At 74.1% G+C, this 20136-nt stretch carries 15 protein-coding genes and 1 pseudogene; 11 read left to right on the forward strand and 5 right to left on the reverse strand.

All coding sequences use genetic code 11. From position 1 onward, the window contains the following. Positions 1–448: 448 nt before the first annotated feature. From PSU4_RS32730 to PSU4_RS07670, 4 genes are all read left to right on the forward strand, one after another. Positions 449–5650 carry a nitrate- and nitrite sensing domain-containing protein gene (locus PSU4_RS32730; protein ID WP_147104121.1) on the forward strand — a complete coding sequence of 1734 codons (5202 nt, stop codon included), beginning with the start codon at positions 449–451 and terminating at the stop codon, positions 5648–5650. Next, a complete protein-coding gene (locus PSU4_RS07660) occupies positions 5647–6069 on the forward strand; it encodes a roadblock/LC7 domain-containing protein (RefSeq protein ID WP_098957503.1) in 423 nt (140 codons plus the stop codon). The genes PSU4_RS32730 and PSU4_RS07660 overlap by 4 nt, the downstream gene beginning before the upstream one ends. A 78-nt stretch (positions 6070–6147) precedes the next feature. Then, complete coding sequence (locus PSU4_RS32230; protein WP_246114992.1) at positions 6148–7080, forward strand: DUF742 domain-containing protein; 933 nt, start codon at positions 6148–6150, stop codon at positions 7078–7080. Beyond that, positions 7061–7654, forward strand: a complete 594-nt coding sequence (locus tag PSU4_RS07670; RefSeq protein WP_147104124.1) for a GTP-binding protein — start codon at positions 7061–7063, stop codon at positions 7652–7654. Before PSU4_RS32230 ends, PSU4_RS07670 begins: the two co-directional genes overlap by 20 nt. Positions 7655–8066: 412 nt before the next feature. Here PSU4_RS07670 and PSU4_RS07675 read toward each other — a convergent pair whose 3' ends face one another. Next, complete coding sequence (locus PSU4_RS07675) at positions 8067–8642, reverse strand: P-loop nucleotide/nucleoside kinase family protein (RefSeq protein WP_147104127.1); 576 nt, start codon at positions 8640–8642, stop codon at positions 8067–8069. After that, a complete protein-coding gene (locus tag PSU4_RS07680) occupies positions 8639–10888 on the reverse strand; it encodes a helicase-associated domain-containing protein (RefSeq protein WP_147104130.1) in 2250 nt (749 codons plus the stop codon). The genes PSU4_RS07675 and PSU4_RS07680 overlap by 4 nt, the downstream gene beginning before the upstream one ends. Positions 10889–10995: 107 nt before the next feature. On the opposite strand from PSU4_RS07680, the gene PSU4_RS07685 reads away from it, so the two are divergent. Continuing rightward, complete coding sequence (locus tag PSU4_RS07685) at positions 10996–11175, forward strand: hypothetical protein (RefSeq protein ID WP_147104134.1); 180 nt, start codon at positions 10996–10998, stop codon at positions 11173–11175. A 1-nt stretch (position 11176) separates the two neighbouring features. Beyond that, positions 11177–11764 carry a nucleotidyltransferase family protein gene (locus PSU4_RS07690; RefSeq protein WP_147104136.1) on the forward strand — a complete coding sequence of 196 codons (588 nt, stop codon included), beginning with the start codon at positions 11177–11179 and terminating at the stop codon, positions 11762–11764. A gap of 331 nt (positions 11765–12095) precedes the next feature. On the opposite strand, the gene PSU4_RS07695 is transcribed toward PSU4_RS07690, so the two are convergent. After that, positions 12096–12797, reverse strand: coding sequence for a LysM peptidoglycan-binding domain-containing protein (locus PSU4_RS07695; protein WP_147104139.1), 702 nt, complete (start codon positions 12795–12797; stop codon positions 12096–12098). A gap of 420 nt (positions 12798–13217) precedes the next feature. Here PSU4_RS07695 and moaC point away from each other — a divergent pair, with 420 nt between their 5' ends. Both moaC and PSU4_RS32990 read left to right on the forward strand, forming a co-directional pair. Then, on the forward strand, positions 13218–13697 hold the full coding sequence (gene moaC, locus PSU4_RS07700; protein WP_186816797.1) for a cyclic pyranopterin monophosphate synthase MoaC: 480 nt from the start codon (positions 13218–13220) through the stop codon (positions 13695–13697). Then, positions 13670–14613 (forward strand): annotated as a pseudogene (locus PSU4_RS32990) (molybdenum cofactor biosynthesis protein MoaE). The gene moaC and the pseudogene PSU4_RS32990 overlap by 28 nt, the downstream one beginning before the upstream one ends. Positions 14614–14685: 72 nt before the next feature. On the opposite strand, the gene PSU4_RS07715 reads toward PSU4_RS32990, so the two are convergent. After that, positions 14686–15270 carry a LysM peptidoglycan-binding domain-containing protein gene (locus PSU4_RS07715; RefSeq protein ID WP_147104145.1) on the reverse strand — a complete coding sequence of 195 codons (585 nt, stop codon included), beginning with the start codon at positions 15268–15270 and terminating at the stop codon, positions 14686–14688. Positions 15271–15824: 554 nt separating this feature from the next. On the opposite strand from PSU4_RS07715, the gene PSU4_RS07720 reads away from it, so the two are divergent. From PSU4_RS07720 to PSU4_RS07730, 3 genes are read left to right on the forward strand one after another with little or no spacing between them, the layout of a single operon-like run. After that, positions 15825–16721, forward strand: coding sequence for an AAA family ATPase (locus PSU4_RS07720; protein WP_147104148.1), 897 nt, complete (start codon positions 15825–15827; stop codon positions 16719–16721). 13 nt (positions 16722–16734) lie between these two features. Then, on the forward strand, positions 16735–17883 hold the full coding sequence (locus PSU4_RS07725; protein WP_147104151.1) for a vWA domain-containing protein: 1149 nt from the start codon (positions 16735–16737) through the stop codon (positions 17881–17883). Continuing rightward, entirely contained in the window at positions 17876–19000 is a 1125-nt protein-coding gene (locus PSU4_RS07730) for an XdhC family protein (RefSeq protein WP_147104154.1), read from the forward strand. The genes PSU4_RS07725 and PSU4_RS07730 overlap by 8 nt, the downstream gene beginning before the upstream one ends. Before the next feature lie 70 nt (positions 19001–19070). Here PSU4_RS07730 and PSU4_RS07735 read toward each other — a convergent pair whose 3' ends face one another. Further along, positions 19071–19922, reverse strand: coding sequence for a Gmad2 immunoglobulin-like domain-containing protein (locus PSU4_RS07735; RefSeq protein ID WP_186816798.1), 852 nt, complete (start codon positions 19920–19922; stop codon positions 19071–19073). Positions 19923–20136: the final 214 nt, after the last annotated feature.

A 20136-nucleotide genomic window follows, 5' to 3' on the forward strand; every position in this document is an offset into this window, starting at 1 on the left:
GGGCGGGGCCGTGACGTCGACGAACGGCGACAATCGGTCACTCCACGTGACCGGCTTCGGTCGAGCGACGGACGGGGAAAGCGGGCGCCGACCTCGCGATATACTCCACTGGCTCCGAAAGAGCAGAGGTAATCCGACGCGATCGTACCTACTCGGCGCCGCAGCGGTCGTTCCCCGACGCCCGCGTGTCGTAGTCGCGCAGGTCACGTGGTCCAGTCGGTTTCACCCGTCCGGATGACCCACCACAGAAGGCTCGACGGCTCCACACGATGCTCCCCGTAGTCGCACCTCGTTTCCGTTCCGGTACGCGCTGTCCATCCACCGCGGCGGACGGGCAACTCGGCTCTGCATCCCGTCGACGACGCAACCTCTGTCGGGGGTCCGTGTCAGGCTCGGACGGCTCGAACCCGAACGGCTCGACGCAGACCGGCAGCAGGGAGTTCTCGACGTGACCACCACCGAGCGTGGCCCATCGCGGTCCGAACGGTTGAACCCACGCAACTGGAGCCTGTCGATCAAGCTCCTGATCGTCGGTCTGGTGCCCACCCTGCTGGCCCTCGGCCTCGGTGCCCTGCGCATCTCCGACCAGGCCGACGTCGCCGCCGACCTCGGCCGCAGCAACGAGCTCCTCGCCGTCCGCGACCAGGTCGAGGCCGCCGCCACCGCGCTGCGCGCCGAGCGCGACGCCGCCGTCCGGTTCGTCGCCGCCAACCGCACGGGCGACCGCGCCCCGGTCGACGCCGCCGCCCAGACCACCGACGCCCAGCTCGACAAGGCCGTCCAGGCGCTGGCCAGCACCGAGTCGGCCGACGACCCGGGCGTCGGCGCGCAGCCCCTGCGCGACGTCAAGGTCTCCATGCAGGACCTGCGCCGCGACACGACCTCGTCCCCGCTGCCGGCGGACGGCATCCTCAACCGCTACGGCGACGTCGTCTCCCAGACCGACGTCGTGGTCCGCACGCTGCTGCGCCAGGTCGCCAACCCCGAGGTCGCCGGCCTCGCCGACGCGCTCGCCGCCACCGACGCGGCGGCCGAGCAGCTCGCCGTCCAGCACACCGTCGTCGCCGCCGCCGTCGCCGCCGGCCGGGTCACCGACACCGACCTCACGCTCGTCGGCGCCACCGAGAACGCCTACAACGCGGCGTTCAACTCCTACCGCCTGTCGCTCACCCCCGAGCAGCAGCAGCGCTTCGGGCTCTTCGGCACCGACCCCGCCAACGGCCCGCGCGTCCAGCTCGGCGCCACCATCCTGCAGACCACGCCGGGTCGCGCACTGACCATCGACCCCGCCGCCTGGGACGCCGCCTACACCTCGTCGAACGACGCGGTACAGAAGTCGGCCGACGCCGCCGTCTCCCAGCTCAAGCAGGACACCACCGCCGCCCAGGAGGCGGCCAGCAACCAGGCCGGCGTCAACTCCGTCATCCTGATGCTCGGCCTGCTGCTGGGCATCGCGATCATCGTCCTGCTCGCCCGCTCGCTGCTGAAGTCGCTGCGACTGCTGCGCTCCAGCGCGCTCGACGTCGCGGAACGGCAGCTCCCCGAAGCCGTCGAGAGCCTGCGGACCGGTGAGTCGCCCAACGCCCACGTCGACCCCGTGCCGATCGACACGCGCGACGAGGTCGGCCAAGTGGCCCGAGCGTTCGACGCCGTCCACGGCCAGGCCGTCCGCCTCGCCGCCGACCAGGCCGCGCTGCAGGCCAACGTCAACAGCATGTTCGTCAACCTCTCCCGCCGCAGCCAGGCGCTCGTCGAGCGCCAGCTGCAGCTCATCGAGCAGCTGGAGAGCAACGAGCAGGACCCCGACCAGCTGTCCAACCTGTTCCAGCTCGACCACCTGGCGACCCGTATGCGTCGCAACAGCGAGAACCTGCTGGTCCTCGCCGGCACCGAGCTCTCCAAGCGCAACATCGCGCCCATCCCCGTCGTCGACGTCCTGCGCGCCGCCGTGTCCGAGGTCGAGCAGTACCAGCGGATCGTCGTGCAGTCGCCGCCCGACGCCACCGTCGTCGGCCGCGCCGCGAACGACCTCGTCCACCTGCTGGCCGAGCTGCTCGACAACGCGACCAACTTCTCCCCGCCCGACTCCCAGGTCGTGCTGAGCAGTACCCGCACGCCCGACGGCTCGATCCTCGTCGAGATCGCCGACCGCGGCGTCGGCATGGCCGAGCACGAGCTCACCGACGCCAACGAGCGCCTCGGCGGCCCCGCTCAGGTCGACGTCTCCGCGTCACGTCGCATGGGCCTGTTCGTGGTCGGTCGCCTCGCGGCCCGCCACGGCATCGGTGTCCGCCTCGGCAGCACCGGCTCCGGCGGCCTCACCGCCTCGGTCACTGTGCCCGGCTACCTCATCCCCGGCGCCCCCGGCGACGCGACCGGCCCGGCCGGCGCACCGAAGATGCCGTCGGTCCAGGACGGCACCGCAGGTCCCGCCCTCCCCCAGCACGTCACCCCCAACGGGCACGTCGTTCCCACCGGCTCGCTGGCCGACCTCGTCGTCGGCGACGACGGGACGACCTTCCCGCCGCTGCAGACGGTCGACGGATCGGCCAACGGCTCCGGGCCCGGCTCCCACACCAACGGCTCCTCGCCGCTGCTGCCCACCCGCCGCCCCGGCGCCAATCTGCTGTCGGGCACCTCCGGCAACGGCCGCACCCCCGGCGAGATGTTCACGCCCACCGAGGCCGACGACCACGAGTCCGACGAGGGCGGCTGGGCTCTGGCCGGCCCGGCCCCGGGGGCCCCGGTCGTTCCCGATTCCCCGGCCCCGACCGGCTCCGCCGACCCCGCCACCGGGTGGGCCCTCGCCGGGCCCGTCGTCCCCGAGGAGGAGCTGCGCGCCGCGCACGGCCTCACCGCACCGCACCCCGACGCCCCCGAGGCCGGCCGGGCCCCGTCCGACACCCCGCCCACCCGGGCCGGTGGCGCCGCCGCAGCCGCGCTGGGCGGCGCCGCGGCCGCCGCCGCGCTCGCCGCGGCCCGTCGCCGGGCCCGGCGTCAGCCGCCCGAGGCCCCCACCCCCGACGACCCGAACGAGTTCTTCACGGGCACCGACGGGTCCGACGACGCCCGCATCACCGGGTCGCGTCCGGACACCGCCCGCGCGCTGCTCGGCCGTCCCAAGGAGCCGACGCCGTCGCCGCGTCACGAGAACACCGGCACCGGCGAGATCCGCATCGCCGTCGATCCCCACTCGGCGCCGCTGCCCCGCCGGACGCCGCGTCCCATCGGCCAGGTCGCGACCGAGGGCCAGGTTCCCGAGGTCCCCGGCGAGACCGGCCGCGACGCCGGCCCTGACGAGACCCCCCGCGACGAGACCCCCCGCGACGACGACGCAGCCGTCGACGCCGGTCCTGCCGCCGGTTCCGACGCGCCTGCGCCCGAGGTCGGGTCGGCCGACGCCGCCGTGACGGCTGCCGGCTCGGATGCCTCCGACTCGGGTGCCTCCGACTCCGGTGCCTCCGGGGCCGCGGTCATCGCCGAGGCGGACACCACCGACGAGGCTGCCGCCGGCGAGAGCGCCACCGGCGAGAGCAGGGCCGACGAGAGCAGGGCCGACGAGCCTGCGGCCGACGACGAGAGCGCCTCCGACGAGAGCGCGGCAGCCAAGAGCACGGCAGCCAAGAGCACGTCGGCCGAAGCTGCGGCCGACGACGCCGAGGGCGGCGGCGACGCTGCTGCCGAGGTACCAGCGGCCGACGAGCAGCCCGCCCCTGCCTCGCCCTTCCGGCGGCGCGACATCGGCGCGGCCCTCGCCGCGGGCCTCGCCGGGACTGTCCGCGGTTCCGACGACGCCGCCGCCCGGCCCGCCGACCGCACCGACGACACCGCCTCCGCCCGCCCGCTCGTCTCCGGTCCCCAGGCCGCGAGCGACCGGCCGGCAGCCGAGGCTGCCGCTGCCGCCACCGACGCCGGAACCGCCGAGAGCGGGCCCACCGGGGAGACCGACACCGAGGCGTCGCGTGCCCGCGACACCGAGGCCGCACCGTCTGCCCCGACCCCCCGGCCGAACATCATGCGACCGGTCCCACGGCCCGGCACCCCGCCGTCGCCGAGCGGGCCCGCCGACCGGCAGCCGCCGTCGGCGCTGCCGCCGCCGTCGCGTCCGGCGGCCGATGGTCCCGGCCGCTCCGGTCTGCTTCCGCGCCGCATCCCGGGTGCGGAGATGAACCGCACCCCTGTGGGGCCGCCTCCGGTCCCGGCGCCGGACACCTCGACTCCCGACGCGCGGACGGCCGCTCCTGTCGCAGCGAGTGGCCCGGTCGACCTGACCAAGGCCGGTCCGGACAACGTTCCCGCCCAGCCGGCCGCGCGGCAGGACCCGGCCGCGCAGGGTCCCGACACACAGTCGCCGACCGCGCAGACTCCCGCGCCGCAGACTCCCGCGCCGCAGACTCCCGCGCCGCAGACTCCCGGCGGGCTGCCCGCGCGGGGAACCGGGGCGCCCGTCCCGCCGCAGGACGGTGGCGACACCGCGGGCCGTGTCCCGACCGGCGAGCAGCCCGCCGTCCGGCCGGTCGGTGAGCAGCGTGCCGCCGAGCCCGCGATCGGTGAGCAGCGCAGTGCTCCGCCGCTGCCGCAGCGGGCCGGCACGCCGCAGCCGCCGGCCCGGCCCGCGGCGCAGCCCCTGGCAGCACAGCCGCCGGCAGCCCAGGCCCCGGCCGCGCCGCCTACGGTCGCGCAGCCACCGGCAGCGCAGGCCCCGACAGCGCAGGCCCCGACAGCCCAGGCCTCACTGGCCCAGCCGCCCGCGGCTCAGGTCCCCGCGGCCCAGCCGCCCGCAGCCCAGCCGCCCGCAGCCCAGCCGCCCGCAGCCCAGCCGCCCGCAGCCCAGGCCCCCGCAGCCCAGCCGCGGGCCGCGCAGGCGCCGAACGCGCCGCAGGCGGGTCCGCCGCAGACCGGTGGTCTGCCCGTCCGTACCCCGGGTGCGCAGTCCTACGGCCGGCCGCCGGCCCCGCCGCAGCCGGGCCCGGCGTACCCCCAGCAGGGTCCGCCCGCCGAGGAGGCCGCGTCCGAGGACGACGGCTTCTCCACGCCGATCTTCGCCGAGATCGCGTCGGCCTGGTTCCGCTCGAACCGGCCGATCCCGATCACCTGGAGCGACGAGGTCCCGCAGAACGGCACGCCCGCGCCGGTCGTGCCGCCCGGGTCCGACCCGTTGCAGGTCAGGCCGTCGCCGGTGGCACGCCCGCCGGCGTCCGCGCCGGCCCAGCCGGTCGCGGCCACCCCGCTGCGCGCGGCTCCCGACGCGTCGGGGCCGGGCCGGCAGACCGCGGGCGACGACGACTTCTCCAGCACCGCCGACATCGGCTGGGAAGCCGCCGGGCGCAACGCGGAGACGTCGGCGGGCGAGTACACCTCAGCCGGACTGCCCAAGCGGCGACCCCGGGCTCGACTCGTGCCCGGCAGCGCGGGAGGATCCGCGGTGCTCGCGTCGTCGACCTCGACGACGGCATCGGCGACCGCCACCGACGCCGGAGGACGGACGGCGGAGGCGGTCCGCGGACGACTCGCCAGCTACCAGAGAGGGATCCGGCAGGGCCGGGAGAACCGGCTCCGCAGGGAACGTGAACTCGCCGAGGGCAGGATGGCGAACAGCACCGATGCGCAGCCCGCGGGTGCGGGCGCACAGGACGAGGAGACCAGGTGACCGCACCACAGACCCAGCCGAGCCGGTTCGGATGGCTGGTCACGAACTTCGCGGAGCGCGTGCCGGGGGTGGCCCACGCGATCGTGGTGTCGGCCGATGGTCTGCTCCTGACGTCGTCGGACCGCCTCCCGCGGGACCGTGCCGATCAGCTGGCGGCCGTGTCGTCGGGATTGATCAGCCTGACCCAGGGTGCAGCCCGCTGCTTCGACGCGGGCGGGGTCGTGCAGACCGTTGTCGAGATGGACCGGGGCATCGTCCTGCTGATGTCGATCAGCGACGGTTCCTGCCTGTCCGTCCTGGCTTCACCGACGTGCGACATCGGCCTCATCGGCTACGAGATGACGCTGCTCGTCGACCGTGTCGGTCAGCTGCTCACCCCGGAGCTGCGGGCCGAGCTGCAGGGTTCCTTCGGGCCCTGATCGCACGCACCGCACGACCGGCCGCGGCAGCGGCCCGAACCCCGTCCGACGTCGACAAGCAGAGGTAGGTGATACGCGATGAGCATCGGTCCCGACGACGAACGCCGGCAGTCCGACGAGCCACCCCTTGCCGACGTCATGAACGGGTTCTCGTTGGACAGCCGTCATGAGCGCGACGGCTACGAGGAGCAGTATCCCGACTACGAGGCGCCCGAGCGCCGGTTCTGGACCAGGAAGCCCAGCGGTCCGCGTCCGCCGTCCCCGTACCCCGCGCACGCGGAGGCCGGGCCGACGTGGGACGCGAGCAGCGCGACCCAGTTCCACGAGACGGACTGGTTGACCGGGCACGCCCCCACGGGCGGCACGGTGCAGCGCCCCGACGGCGACAGCCCGCAGAGCGACTTCCTGGCCGGGATGCCGAGCATCGACACGCCGCGGCACCGCCCCCTGCGGGCGCCGCGCAAGGTGTCGGAGGTGCTGCGGCACTACAACCCGCAGACCGACGCGCCGGAGGAGCCCGAGCAGCCGCAAGGGCAGACGTTCCAGCCGGCGGGCCCGCGGCCCTCGGCCGATCCGCTGCCGGTGAGCCGGGCTCTGCCCGACTCCGCACCGACGGCCCCGATCGACCTCCGGGGCGTCGGCGAGGTCGGCGATCTTGAGGATGTCTCCTCGGGTGCGTCCTTCGTCCGCCCGTACGCGTGGACTCGGGGCCGGACCAGGTCGGGTCTCGACCTCGCGATCGAAGCCCTGGTCTCGACGAGCCGGCAGGGCCGCAGCCAGCTGGAGCTACTGCAGATGGAACATCGGGCGATCGCCGAACTGTGCGAAGAGCCCCGCTCGGTCGCCGAGGTGGCGGCGCTGATGTCGCTCCCCCTGGGGGTGGCGCGCGTGCTGCTCGGTGACATGGCAGGACTGGGCGTCGTCACGGTGCACCAGACCGCGAGCAGTACCGGCTCGTCGCCGGACCTCGCTCTGATGGAAAGGGTGTTGAGTGGACTCCGTCGGCTCTAGGCCACAGGCCGTCGCGACGACGGCGACGATCTCGGCCAAGATCGTCGTCGCCGGTGGGTTCGGTGTCGGCAAGACGACCTTCGTCGGGTCGGTCTCCGAGATCGTGCCGCTCACGACCGAGGCCGTCATGACCGAGGCGAGCGCGGGTCACGACGATCTGTCCGCGACGCCGAACAAGACGACCACGACCGTCGCCATGGACTTCGGGCGCGTCTCGCTGGACTCGGACCTCATCCTGTACCTGTTCGGCACTCCCGGGCAGCACCGGTTCTGGTTCATGTGGGACGACCTGGTGCGTGGCGCGATCGGCGCGGTCGTCCTGGTCGACACCCGCCGGCTCGCGGACTGTTTCGGCGCGATCGACTTCTTCGAGGACCGTGGACTGCCCTACGTGGTGGGCCTCAACGCGTTCGACGGAATGCTGCAGCACCGCATCGACGACGTGCGCGAGGCGATGGCCATCAGCCCCGACGTCCCGATCGTCACCTGCGACGCGCGTAATCGGGACTCGACGAAGCAGACGTTGATCTCGCTGGTCGAGCACGCGATGACGCAGCGGATGGCGTCGCACTGATCCACCCTTCGCTGCCGCTGTCGACACCCCTGGTCAGGGCTCCGACGGCGGCAGCGGCGTGTGGACCGCCTGCGGAACGCCCTCGTGCCGTAGCCGGTCGACGGCGGTCTCGACGAGCCCGAACATCGCGAGGGCTGCGAGCGACCCCTCGCGGATGCTGCAGTCCGAACGGCCGCAACCTCACTGCTGCGAATCCGCCCCAGCAGAGCAGCGAGGTTGCGCGCCACCAACCGGCCGCAACCTCACCGCTGCGAATCCGCCTCAGGAGAGCAGTAGGGTTGCGCGCCACCAACCGGCCGCAACCTCACTGCTGTGGATCGGCCCTCTGCGGGAGCAGTGAGGTTGCGGGCGGTACTCCGTCCGACTCGCGGTAGCCCGACCCTGTCCGACCGCAGAGTCGGCGGGCGCACCCTCACCGCTGCCAGGTGCGCAGGAGGGCGTCGACACGTGAGGCCGGGGTGCCGGGGGCGGTCAGGCGGTTGTCGATCTCCAGGTGCGGCACGGGCGGCGGGTCGTCGGGGCGCATGCGCGCGACGAAGGCGTCGAAGGCCGCGAGCTTGCCGGTGTCGCGCGGGGAGCCGCGGTGTTCGAGGCGGTGCCGCAGGGTCCGGGGGTCGGACCGGACCCAGACCAGCCGCACCTGCGGCCCGCCGAGCTCCTCCACCCACGAGGCCCAGCGGCCGGGGTCGCGGATCTGGCCGGTGAAGGGCCCGGACAGCAGGACGGGGCAGCCGTGGGAACGGATCTCGCGGGCGGTGGCGGTGAGGCCCGCGTACTCGTGGGTCTTGATGTGCGCGTCGTACCAGTCGCCCTCCCGCTCCCCCGGCGGCCGGCCCGCGGCGGCGAGTCCGGCGGCGACGAAGGACCCGTAGAGGGTGTCCTTGTCGAGGAGGGCGGGGGTGGGGTCGAGGCGGTCGAGGAGCAGGTCGGCGACGGTCGTCTTGCCGGCCCCCGGCGCTCCGGCGACGACCCACACGTCGGCGGTCACGCGTCGGTGGCCGGGTCCACGAGCGCGATGGACGTGATGCGGTGCAACGGGATCCGGCGGACCTCACCGTCGACGGTGTCGCGGCCCTCGACGACTCCGCCCCCGGCGGAGGTGGGCACGAGGACGCGTTCGCCGGCGACGCCGTGGCTGTCGACGAACCCGATCCAGACGGCGCGGCGGGTGGCGACGGCGTGCTGCAGCTCGGTCAGCGTCGAGGAGCTGCCGCCGGCGACACGGGTCGAGGTGCGGGAGCGCCGGACGCCGCTGAGGGCGTCGCCCGCCCGCATGGTGGACACGACGGCGGCGAGGCGGCTGTCGTCGGGTGCGGCGGGGCCGGAGGGGGTGCGGGCGGGCCGGCCTCGGGACTCGACGCGGCGGCCGCGGTCGCCGAGGTCGAGGACGCCACCGGCGGCGTCCTCCGCGGCGGGGCTGAACCCGGCGGCGCGCAGGCCGTCGAGGACCTCGACGAGCGGCAGGGGGCTGATGGCGACGGTGGGCGCGAGCCGCCGCAGCTCGAGCAGACCGGTCTCGGGGTGGGCCATGACCTCGGAGAGCAGCGTCTCGTCGTCGCTGCGCAGGAACGAGGAGGCGGCGCCGCCGCGGAGCCTGCCGTGGCGGCGGGCGACGTCGTCGACGAGGTAGCCGAGTGCTTGCGGCACAGGGGTTGCGGAGCGGGCGGCGAGGAGCTCGCGGACGTCGTCGGCGGTGCGCCCGGCGTCGAGGGCGCGGCGGATGCTGGCTTCGGTGAACCGGAAGACGGTGGCGCCGCCGGCGGACTCGACGTCGGCGACGAGGGCGATCTCGGCGGCGAGCTCGGGCTGCAGCCGGCCGGGGGCGACGGCGGTGAGGTCGGCTTGGAGGAGGACGTGGTCGACGGGTTCGGGCAGCGCGTCGCGCAGGGCGGCGGCGGCCTTGCCGGGGTCGGTGAGCAGCACGCGGCCGGGGCCGGTGAGGGCGTCGAGGGCGACGACGCCGAGGACTGTGGCCTCGGTGAGCGTCCAGGTGACCATGTCGTCGCGGAGCCGCCCGCCGCGGCGGGGGGCCCGCCAGGCGAGGAGGCCGACGAGGTCGGCTGGGCTGCGGACGGCCTGGCCGGACGGGAGCTCGCCGAGGGCTTCGAGGACGCGGCGACGGTCGCGGACGGCGAGGGGGCGGCGCAGTGCCTCGCCGAGGGCGGGCAGGGGTTTGCCGGACTCGTCGCGGGTGCCGGTGAGCCCGGGCAGCCGGGGCAGTTCGAGCCAGGCCTGGGCGAGCTGGGACCAGCGCTGTTCGGGGCCGCCCGCGGCCCAGATGTCGGACGCGGTCGTCGGCACGTACTCGGCGGGGAACCCGTCGCTGACGGCGACGAGGTCGGCGGCCACCAGGATCTCGACGACGAGTGCCGCGGTGGGTTCGTCGAGCTCCATCTCCTTGGCGGCACGGCGCAGGTCGCGGACGCCGAGGCCGCCGGCCCGCAGCGTGGGCGGCGGTGTGTCGCCCCAGAGCGCGAGGAGGGCTTCGACGCGGCGCAGCAGTTCGAGGGCTGCGCCGCCGGCGGTGGCGTCGACGGTGTCGGTACCGCGGTCGACGGTCTCGGGCACGGGCGGGGTGACGGCGACGCCGCCGAGGGGCCGGTCGCCGCGCAGGGCGAGGCCGACCTGGCGGGGCAGCTCGACGGTCTCGGGGTCGACGCGGACGAGGAGGCCGCGGGCGAGGAGGCGGCCGACGGGGCTGTCGGGATCGGCGCCGGCGCGGCTGCGGCCGATGGGGGGCCCGGCGGCGAGGGCGTCGAGGACCCGGCGTTCCTCGGGGGTGACGTCGGCGAGCAGCGCGGCCAGCTGGGTGGACCCTGCCGGCCCGGCGGCGGGACGGCCGAGGCCGCCGGGGTAGCGGGAGACGACCTCGCGGGCGGCGGGGACGAGGGCCCAGCCGTCGTCGGAGGACCAGATGATGGCGCGGGCGCGCAGCTCGTCGAGGGCCCGGTCGAGGGCGGCGTCGGGCACGTCGGGGCCGAGGAGGCGGACGAGTTCGGGGCGTTCGGCGGGTTCGCTGTCGGCACCGACGACGACGAGGGCTTCCAGGACGGCGAGGACGAGGGTGTCGAGATCGTCACAGGCGCGGTGCACCGACGCGCGGATGCCTGCCCGGGTGGCCAGCACGGTGAGGTCGGCGGGCGCGGGAACGGCCAGGTCGGGGCGCAGGCGCAGGAGGGCGACGAGGAAGTCGTCGTCCTCGGCGCGCAGGCGGTCGACCAGGGAGCTGGGCATCCCCTCCACGGTACTTGGCCCGGCCGGGCGGCCTCGTCGCGGCGATGGGTGATAATCGGCGCGATACCGGTCCGGTTCGTCCGGGCCGCACCCGCGAGGAGGATTACGTGTCGCAGCCGACCCGCCCGGCCCGGATCGACCCGAACTGGCCGCAGCTGCCCGACGGCGAGCACCCCGTCACCGAGCTCCTGGGCGACGTGCAGGGTTCGCTGTCGCCGTTCGGCGAGATCGAGTTCCCCCTCGACGAGGTGCCCTACGTGCACCCCGTCACCGAGATCAACAAGTAGCGTGCCGGCGGGTCTGCTGCTGGCGGCCGGGGCCGGCCGCCGGATGGGTGGGCCCAAGGCGCTCGTGCAGCTCGACGGCCGTCCGCTGGTGCTGCGGGCCGTCGACGTACTGCGCGCCGCGGGGTGCGCCCCGGTCGTGGTCGTCGTGGGCGCCGCGGCCGACGAGGTGCGCACCCTGCTCCCTGCCGACGTGACGGCCGTCGAGGCCGTGGGGTGGGCCGACGGCATGGGCGCCTCGCTGCGCGCGGGCCTGGCGGCTCTGGAGCCGCTGGCGGGCGTCGACACCGCGATCGTGCACCTGGTGGACCTGCCGGGCGTCACGGCGGCCGCGGTGGCCCGGCTGGCGGATGCCGCCGACGACGCTCCTGCTGCCCTCGCGCGCGCCGCCTACGACGGCCGTGCGGGCCATCCTGTCCTGCTGGGCCGCGACCACTGGGCGGCGGTCTCCGCGTCCGCGACAGGCGATGCGGGGGCCCGCGGCTACCTCGCGGGGAACTCCGACGTGGCGCTGGTGGAGTGTGGCGACGTCGCGGAGCCCGACGACGTCGACACCCCGGAGCAGCTGGCACGGCGGGACCCGACGCGCTGATCGTCCCCACTCGCCGAGCGTGTCGTGAGCGTCCGGTAGCCGCTCTCCTGACACGTCCGCTGCCGAGCCGCTGAACCGAGCGTGTCAGCAGCGCACCCGGACCGCGCTCAGCACACGCTCGCGGCCGCCCACCCCACCGAGCGTGTCGACAGCGCACCCGGACCGCGCTCAGCACACGCTCGCGGCGCGCTGGGTCGCGAGGACGCACACCGGGTCGGGTGCGACACCCCGAAGACGGGCCGACGGCCGCCGCGGGGAGGGCCGCGACGGCCGTCGGGGATGCGACACCGGGCCGTGGCACCGGTCCGGGTGTCGCGCCGGAGAAGTCCGGTCAGAACGCGATCTTGTCGCCCGGGTGGATCAGGTTCGGGTTGTCGGCGCACTGCGGGTTCTTGGCGACGAGTGCCTTCCACCCGCCGGCGACCTTGTGTGCGGTCGCGATCTCGCTGAGGGTGTCGCCGGCGACGACGGTGTAGGAGCCGGTGGCCGCGTCGGCGGGCTGGGAGACGCGGATCTTCTCCTCGGCGGGCTTGGCCGGCTCGGTCTTCGGCGGTGCCTGCGTCGTGCTCTTCGGGGTCTTCGGCGCGGTCTTCGTCGCCGTCTTCGGCGCGGTCTTGGCGGCGTTGTCGCCCGCGGGGACCTCACGCGGGGTCGAGCCGCCGCTGGCGCCGGCCTTCTTGGAGCAGACGGGCCAGGCGCCCCAGCCCTGACCGGCGAGGACCTTCTCGGCGACGGCGATCTGCTCGGCCTTGCTGGCCTGGTTTGCGGTCGCGGCGTACTGGGTGCCGCCGAAGGCCTTCCAGGTCGACGCGCTGAACTGCAGGCCGCCGTAGTAGCCGTTGCCGGTGTTGATGCTCCAGTTTCCGCCGCTCTCGCAGGCGGCGACGCGGTCCCAGGTGGCGTCGGTCGCGGCGCTGGCGGCGGGAGCGAGGGCGACGAGCGGGGTGCCGACGACGACACCGGCGAGGGCGGCGCGACCGAGCGTGCGGGCGGTGCTGGTGGTTTTCCGGTGCTGACCGCGATAGCGGGCCATGGCATTTCTCCGTCGCCGCGCGTGCGGATTCCGGCCGGGGGGGTTTTCCGGCGGCGCGGATCTCGTGGAACCGCGTATTCCGTCCTGTCCAGCGGATGCTGTCGGGGGATCGGGACCGTCGGACAGGACTCGCGCAGCGGTTCCGAGGCCCGGCCGTCAGGGGAGTTCGGAACGGGCCGTCGGCGACGCTACGTGCACTGCCCCGGATCGCAAACTCGATCGAGGGAATCGAATGTCGGCGCGCGTTTGGTCCGGCCTGGTGACATTCTTGTGTTTCCGCAGGTGACCTGGCGTGTATCACGGAACGACAACGCCCGGATTTCGATACGGGAGGTTGCCTGAACGTGATACACGTCACAGTGAGTGCTCGGGTGGATCCGGCACCGACCCCGGCCGGGCGGACACCGTAGGGTCGCGGGCGTGGAGTTCACCCACATCGACAGCGCCGGCGCCGCCCGCATGGTCGACGTCACCGGCAAGGAGCCGACCGCACGTACCGCGGTGGCCACCGGTGTGCTGCGCACGACCGCCGAGGTGGTCGAGCTGTTGCGCCGCGACGGCCTCCCCAAGGGCGACGCGCTGGCCACCGCCCGCATCGCCGGGATCATGGGCGCCAAGCGCACGCCCGACCTGGTCCCCCTGTGCCACCCGATCGCACTGAGCGGGGTCGTCGTCGACCTCGAACCCGACGACGACCGGGTCCGCATCCGGGCCACCGTGCGCACGACCGACCGCACGGGCGTCGAGATGGAGGCGCTGACGGCGGTCGCGGTCGCCGGGCTCGCGCTGCACGACATGGTGAAGGCGGTCGACCCCGCCGCCGTGCTCGACGCCGTCCGCGTCGAACGAAAGGACGGCGGCAAGACGGGCAGCTGGACCCGCCCCGAGGACCGGTCGTGACCAGCCCGCGGCGGGCGCACGTCGTCACCGCGTCCAACCGTGCCGCGGCGGGCGTCTACCCCGACCGCGGCGGCCCGATCATCGTGGACTGGTTGCGCGCCAAGGGTTACGAGTGCCCCGACGCCACCGTCGCGCCCGACGGGGAGCCCGTCGCGGAGGCGTTGCGCGGGGCGGTCGCCACGGGTGTCGACGTCGTCGTCACGACCGGCGGGACGGGTATCTCCCCCACCGACGCGACGCCCGAGGTCACCCGCGCGCTGCTCGACTACGAGGTCCCGGGCCTGGCCGACGCGATCCGTGCCGCGGGCGCGCCGAAGGTCCCGACGGCGATCCTGTCGCGCGGGGTGGCGGGCGTGGTGGGCCGGACGCTGGTCGTCAACCTGCCCGGATCGACAGGTGGGGTTCGCGACGGTCTCGCGGTCCTCGACGACGTCCTCGACCATGCCGTGGACCAGCTGCGGGGAGGCGATCACTGATGGCAGAAGTGTTGCGCGCCGAGGTCTTGCGCGCCGAGGTCGGCGAGGAGCCGCTCGACGTCGACGAACACGCCCGGCTGGTCGACCGCGCCGAGGCGGGGGCGGTCGTGACGTTCGCGGGGGTCGTGCGCGACCACGACGGCGGACGGTCGGTGCGGGGGCTGGAGTACAGCGCGCATCCGACGGCCGGCCGGATCGTGGCCGAGGTGGCCGCCGAGGTGGCGGGCCGCACGGCGGGCGTGCGGGCGATCGCGGTGAGCCATCGCGTCGGCCTGCTCGAGATCGGCGACGTGGCGCTGGCCTGCGCCGTTGCCGCGGACCACCGTCAGGAGGCGTTCGCGGTCTGCGCGGAGCTGGTCGACGAGGTGAAGCGGCTGCTGCCGGTGTGGAAGCACCAGGTCTTCACCGACGGCACCGACGAGTGGGTCAACTCGACCTGAGACACGACCACGGGCCGCCGCTTCGAGCGCCGCGGGGAACGCGGCACCGAGGCGACGGCCCGGTGGACGTCATCAGCCGACGGTCAGGACCTGACCCACGTTGATGAGGTTCGGGTCGCTGATCACGGTGCGGTTCTTCTCGAACAGCGCCTGCCACGTGGTGCCGTGGGCCTGCGCGATCTTCGAGAGGGTGTCGCCCGCGACGACCGTGTAGCCGGTGCCCGGAGCGGCGGGCGCGACCGGGGCCTTCGGCGCGGCCGGCGCCTTGGGCGCGGAGGCGCGCTGCGGGGTGGCGACGGTGCCGATCTTCGGCGGGGTGCCGCTGAGGCCCAGCTTGCGCGAGCAGGCGGGCCATGCGCCCCAGCCCTGCCCGGCGAGCACGCGCTCGGCGACAGCGATCTGCTGGGCACGGGAGGCGTTCTGCGGCGAACCGGTGCCGCCGTAGGCCTTCCACGTGCTCATGGTGAACTGCAGGCCACCGTAGAAGCCGTTGCCGGTGTTGATGGCCCAGTTGCCGCCGCTCTCGCACTGGGCAAGGCGGTCCCACGCGTCGGCGCCGGCGGCGTTGGCCGTGCCGGCGACGGCGACCGGGGCGCCGACGACGACAGCGCCGGCGACCAGCAGGCGCGCGATGCTCCGCTTGGAGACGAGCGTCATGTCGTTGCTCTCCTACCGCTCGCCCGAGGATTTCCCAGGAGGCCGGGCTGGGGTGCCCGTGGACGATGGGGGACCGTCCGTGCCTCGGAACACAATTGCTTGCATTCCGGAAATTGCGTCCTCGCCCTGCCCCGTCTTTTCCACTCGACGGACCGGAAACCGCGGGACAGGGAGCCGGGAGCGGCGGTTCCGGATGTATTCGGCCACCCCTTTCGGAACGACCGAGCGGGAACGCTACGTTTTCGGAGGGCCGTCCGGTCAAATCGATCCTGAGTGACCATCGTCACTGTAACGTCCGAGAAATACTTGCCGACGGGCCGGAATCCCCAGGTCAGGGTTGCCGGATCACGAAACGATCACGCCCCAAACATTAGAACCGAATCGCAAATATTGTCGATCGAGTCACATCGCAATGCTCGACAATCGGTGACGTGTCGATCACCGTCCGTGCGTCGGAGGCTCGCGTCACACCTGGCCGGAGACCGACTCGTCCGCCATGCTGGGGGGGTGAACCGACGTTCTGCCCGCACCGGGCCCGACGCGATGGTGCGGTCGTGACCGCCCCCGCGGCGCCCGCGTCCCCCACCGAGCTCGCCGACGCGCTCCGCGCCACCGGCTACCTTCCCGACGACGGCCTCGCCACCGCCGCCTTCCTCGCGATGCGGATGGGACGGCCGCTGTTCTGCGAGGGCGAGCCCGGCACCGGCAAGACCGCTCTCGCGCAGGCCCTGGCCCAGGTCACGGGCGCCGAGCTGATCCGGCTGCAGTGCCACGACGGCATCGACGCCTCACAGGCCCTCTACGACTGGGACTTCCCGCGCCAGCTGCTGCACCTGCGCGCCCTCGAGGCGACCGCCGGCGCCGACGGCTCGACGCTGGACACCGACGCCGTCGAGGCCTCGCTGTACGACAAGCGTTTCCTGCTGTCGCGGCCGATCCTGCGCGCACTGACCACCACGCCGAGCGTGCTGCTCATCGACGAGGTCGACCGTGCCGACGACGAGTTCGAGGCGTTCCTCCTGGAGGTGCTCACCGAGCACGCGGTGACGATCCCCGAGCTCGGCGAGATCCGGGCGAAGACGCCACCGCTGGTGGTGCTGACGTCCAACCGCACCCGCGAGGTCCACGACGCCCTGAAGCGGCGCTGCCTCTACCTCTGGCTCGATCACCCCGACGTGCGGCGCGAGATCGAGATCCTGCGCAGCCGGCTGCCCGGCGTCCCGGAGCGGCTGGCCACTCAGGTGGCGACGACCGTCGCCAAGCTGCGCCGGGCCGAGCTGCTCAAGCCGCCGGGCGTCGCCGAGTCGATCGACTGGGCGCAGGCCCTGCAGCTGGTCGGGGCGACGACGCTCGACGTCGACAGCGCAGCCGCGACGCTGGGTGCCGTGCTGAAGTACCGCGAGGACGCCGACCGGGTGCGCGACCAGCTCGACGCCCTGCTCGCATCCTGAGCGGGAGCAGCCGATGATGCCCGGAGCCCCGGCCCTCGCCGACGAGGACGCCGACGCCGACCCGATCGCGGGGCTCGTCGGCTTCACCGCCGTGCTGCGCAGCGCCGGACTGCCGATCACGACCGACCGCGTCACGGCGTTCCTCAGCGCGCTCGACGAGCTCGACGTCACCAGCAGGCTGCAGACGTACTGGGCGGGACGGCTGACGCTGTGCTCCGACCCCGACGATCTGCCGCGTTACGACATGGCCTTCGACGCCTGGTTCTCCCCGCCGCGGGGTGGGCAGACCCGGATCGTCGACGAGCGGCCGCCGCCTCCGCCGAAGATCGCGTCGCTGACGGTGAACCCGGACGACGGCGGCGACGCCGGGGACGACGACGGCGAGCAGATCAAGGCCACGGCCAGCGGGAACGAGGTGCTGCGCCACCGCGACCTGGGCGACATGTCACCGGCCGAGCGCGAGCACCTGCGGATGCTGCTGGCGACGTTGCGCCCCGAGCCGCCGACGCGGGCGTCGCGACGGCTGCGCCCCGGCCGCCACGGCGAGCCCGACCCGGGGCGGACGCTGCGCACCGCGCTGCGCAACCACGGTGAGCTCCGCGAGCTGCGGCGTCGGTCGCGGTCGCGGCGGCCGCGCAAGGTCGTGCTGCTCATCGACGTGTCCGGCTCGATGGAGCCCTACGCCGACTCGTTGCTGCGGTTCGCCCACGTCGTCGTGCGGCGCTCGCCGGCATCGGTGGAGGTGTTCACGCTCGGCACCCGGCTCACGCGCGTCACCCGGGAGCTGCGGCTGCGTGATGCCGAGCACGCCCTGCACGCAGCCGGTAAGGCGATCCCTGACTGGTCGGGCGGGACACGGCTGGGTGAGGTGCTGCGCGCGTTCGTCGACCGCTGGGGTCAGCGCGGGGCGGCCCGGCGTGCGGTCGTCGTGGTGTTCTCCGACGGCTGGGAACGTGGCGACACGACCATGCTGGGGGAACAGATGGCCCGGCTGGGACGGCTCGCGCACCGGCTGGTGTGGGTCAACCCGCACGCGGGCAAGGACGGGTACGCGCCCGTGCAGGGGGGAATAGTTGCGGCCCTCCCGCACTTGGACGAATTGTTGGCGGGTCACAGCCTGGACACGCTCGAACGACTGCTCAGGGTGGTGCAGCATGCGTGACGTGATCGACCAGCTCGAGGGCTGGTGGAAGAACGGGCAGGAGGCCGCGCTCGCGACGGTCGTCGGCACGTTCCGCTCGGCACCGCGTCAGCCCGGCGCGTCGATGCTGGTCGGACCGGCCGGCGAGGCGGTCGGCAGTGTGTCGGGCGGCTGCGTCGAGGGCGCGGTCTACGAGCTCGGCGGGGAGGTGCTCGGCGACGGGCGGCCGCGGCTGCAGCGCTACGGCGTGTCCGACGACGACGCGTTCTCCGTGGGCCTCACGTGTGGCGGAATCCTCGACATCTACGTCGAGAAGGTGTCGCCGGAGACCTACGAGCAGCTGGGCAAGGTCGCCGACGCGATCCGCGAGGAGTCTCCCGTCGCGGTGGCGACGGTCGTCGCCGGGCCCGAGGAGCGGCTGGGCAAGCGGCTGATCGTGTGGCCGGAGTCGGTCGACGGCACCACCGGCTCGGAACGTCTCGACGAGGCCGTCCGCGACGACGTCCGCGGCCTGCTGGCGGCGGGCCGCAACGCGACGCTGCACTACGGCGTCGACGGGCAGCGCCGCGGTGAGGGCCTCGACGTCTTCGTGGAGTCCTTCGCGCCCCCGCCGCGCATGATCGTGTTCGGCGCCATCGACTTCGCGGCCGCCGTCGCCAAGATGGGCAACTTCCTCGGCTACCGGGTGACGGTGTGCGACGCCCGCCCGGTGTTCGCCACGGCGAGCCGGTTCCCGGGCGCCAACGAGGTCGTCGTCGAGTGGCCGCACCGCTACCTCGCCGCCGAGGCGAAGGCCGGCCGGATCGACGGTCGGACCGTCATCACGGTGCTCACCCACGACCCGAAGTTCGACGTGCCCGTCCTCGAGGTGGCGCTGCGGCTGCCCGAGGTCGGCTACATCGGTGCGATGGGGTCGCGACGCACCCACGACGACCGGCTGGAACGGCTGCGTGAGGCGGGCCTCACCGAGGCGGAGCTGGCGCGGATGTCCAGCCCGATCGGGCTCGACCTGGGCGCCCGCACCCCCGAGGAGACGGCCGTCTCGATCGCCGCCGAGATGATCGCCCAGCACTGGGGTGGCGGCGGTGTCCGCCTCGCCGAGCGCGAGGGCCCCATCCACCTGGCCGCGGGCACCTGACGTCCTCCTGCGACCCCTGTGAGTGGTAATAGTCGCTGGAGCGACTATTACCGCTCACGACCGGGACAGCTCAGCGGACGCTGATCCGCTTCGTGTCGGTCATCGGGGCGCGACCGGCACCGCCCGAGGGGTCGTCCTCGGTGGCGACGAGTTCGTAGTCGCCCGGTTCGAGGGTGACCGTGAACCGGTAGGGGCTGAACTTCTGGCCCTCCGCGGTCGTCGCGAACCCTTCGCGGACCACGCTGTCGCCCTGCCGGACCTGCCACGGCAGCGTCGCCTCGAACACGGCCGCCTCCCCGGTGACGACGAGCTCGCGGCCGACGGTGGCGCCGTCGGCGGGCGCGTCGATCTGGACGAGCGAGCGCACCGATGTCTGCTCGGCGCGGGCGACGGGCGCGCCGATGTCGACGAGGCCCCACAGCTGGTCGGCGCGCTGCCCGTCGACGAGGACCCGGACCGGGTCGGTCGACTGCAGCGCACCCTGCACGGTGTAGACGAGCTGTTGCAGCGCAAGGGTTGCGACGGCCTTCGACGCAGGCGCGCGGCCGATCCCGGTGAGGTCGACGACGATCTCCCCGCCGTCGTGGGTCACGGACCGGCGCGGGGTGACGCCGGTGGGCCAGAGCGTGCGGTAGTCGGGGTCGATCGCGGGGGCGCCGAGCATCTCGCGGAGGGCGGTGGTGCCGGGGTCGTCGGGGACGACGGCGTGGAACTCGCGGTAGAGGCGGGTCCCGGCGGAGGTGTCGGCGGCGTAGTAGACGGGCAGCGCCCGGGTCGCGGGCGGCGCGCTGGTCGGGGCACCCGACGTCGGCGGGATGCTGCGGTCGTCGGCGTTGCCGCTTCCGGTGCAGGCGGCGACGCCGCCGGCGAGCAGGACGACGAGGGCGGTGACGACGAGCCGTCGGACACGAGGTGGACGCACGCGCCCAGGGTGTCGGATCGACCGCGGACCGTAGCGCGCGACACACCCCCTGTGAGCGGCAATAGTCGCCATGGCGACTATTGCCGCTCACGACCGGCTGTCGCGAGGTCCGCCGGCGGGAGCGACCGGACCAGCCGGCGACCGGCCCGACGCGGGCGGTGACCCGGTCGCGACCAGCCGTCCGGCGGTCATCGCGACCGAGAACCCGATGCAG

This window comes from Pseudonocardia sulfidoxydans NBRC 16205, from assembly GCF_007989085.1.
Taxonomy (GTDB): Bacteria; Actinomycetota; Actinomycetes; order Mycobacteriales; family Pseudonocardiaceae; genus Pseudonocardia; species Pseudonocardia sulfidoxydans.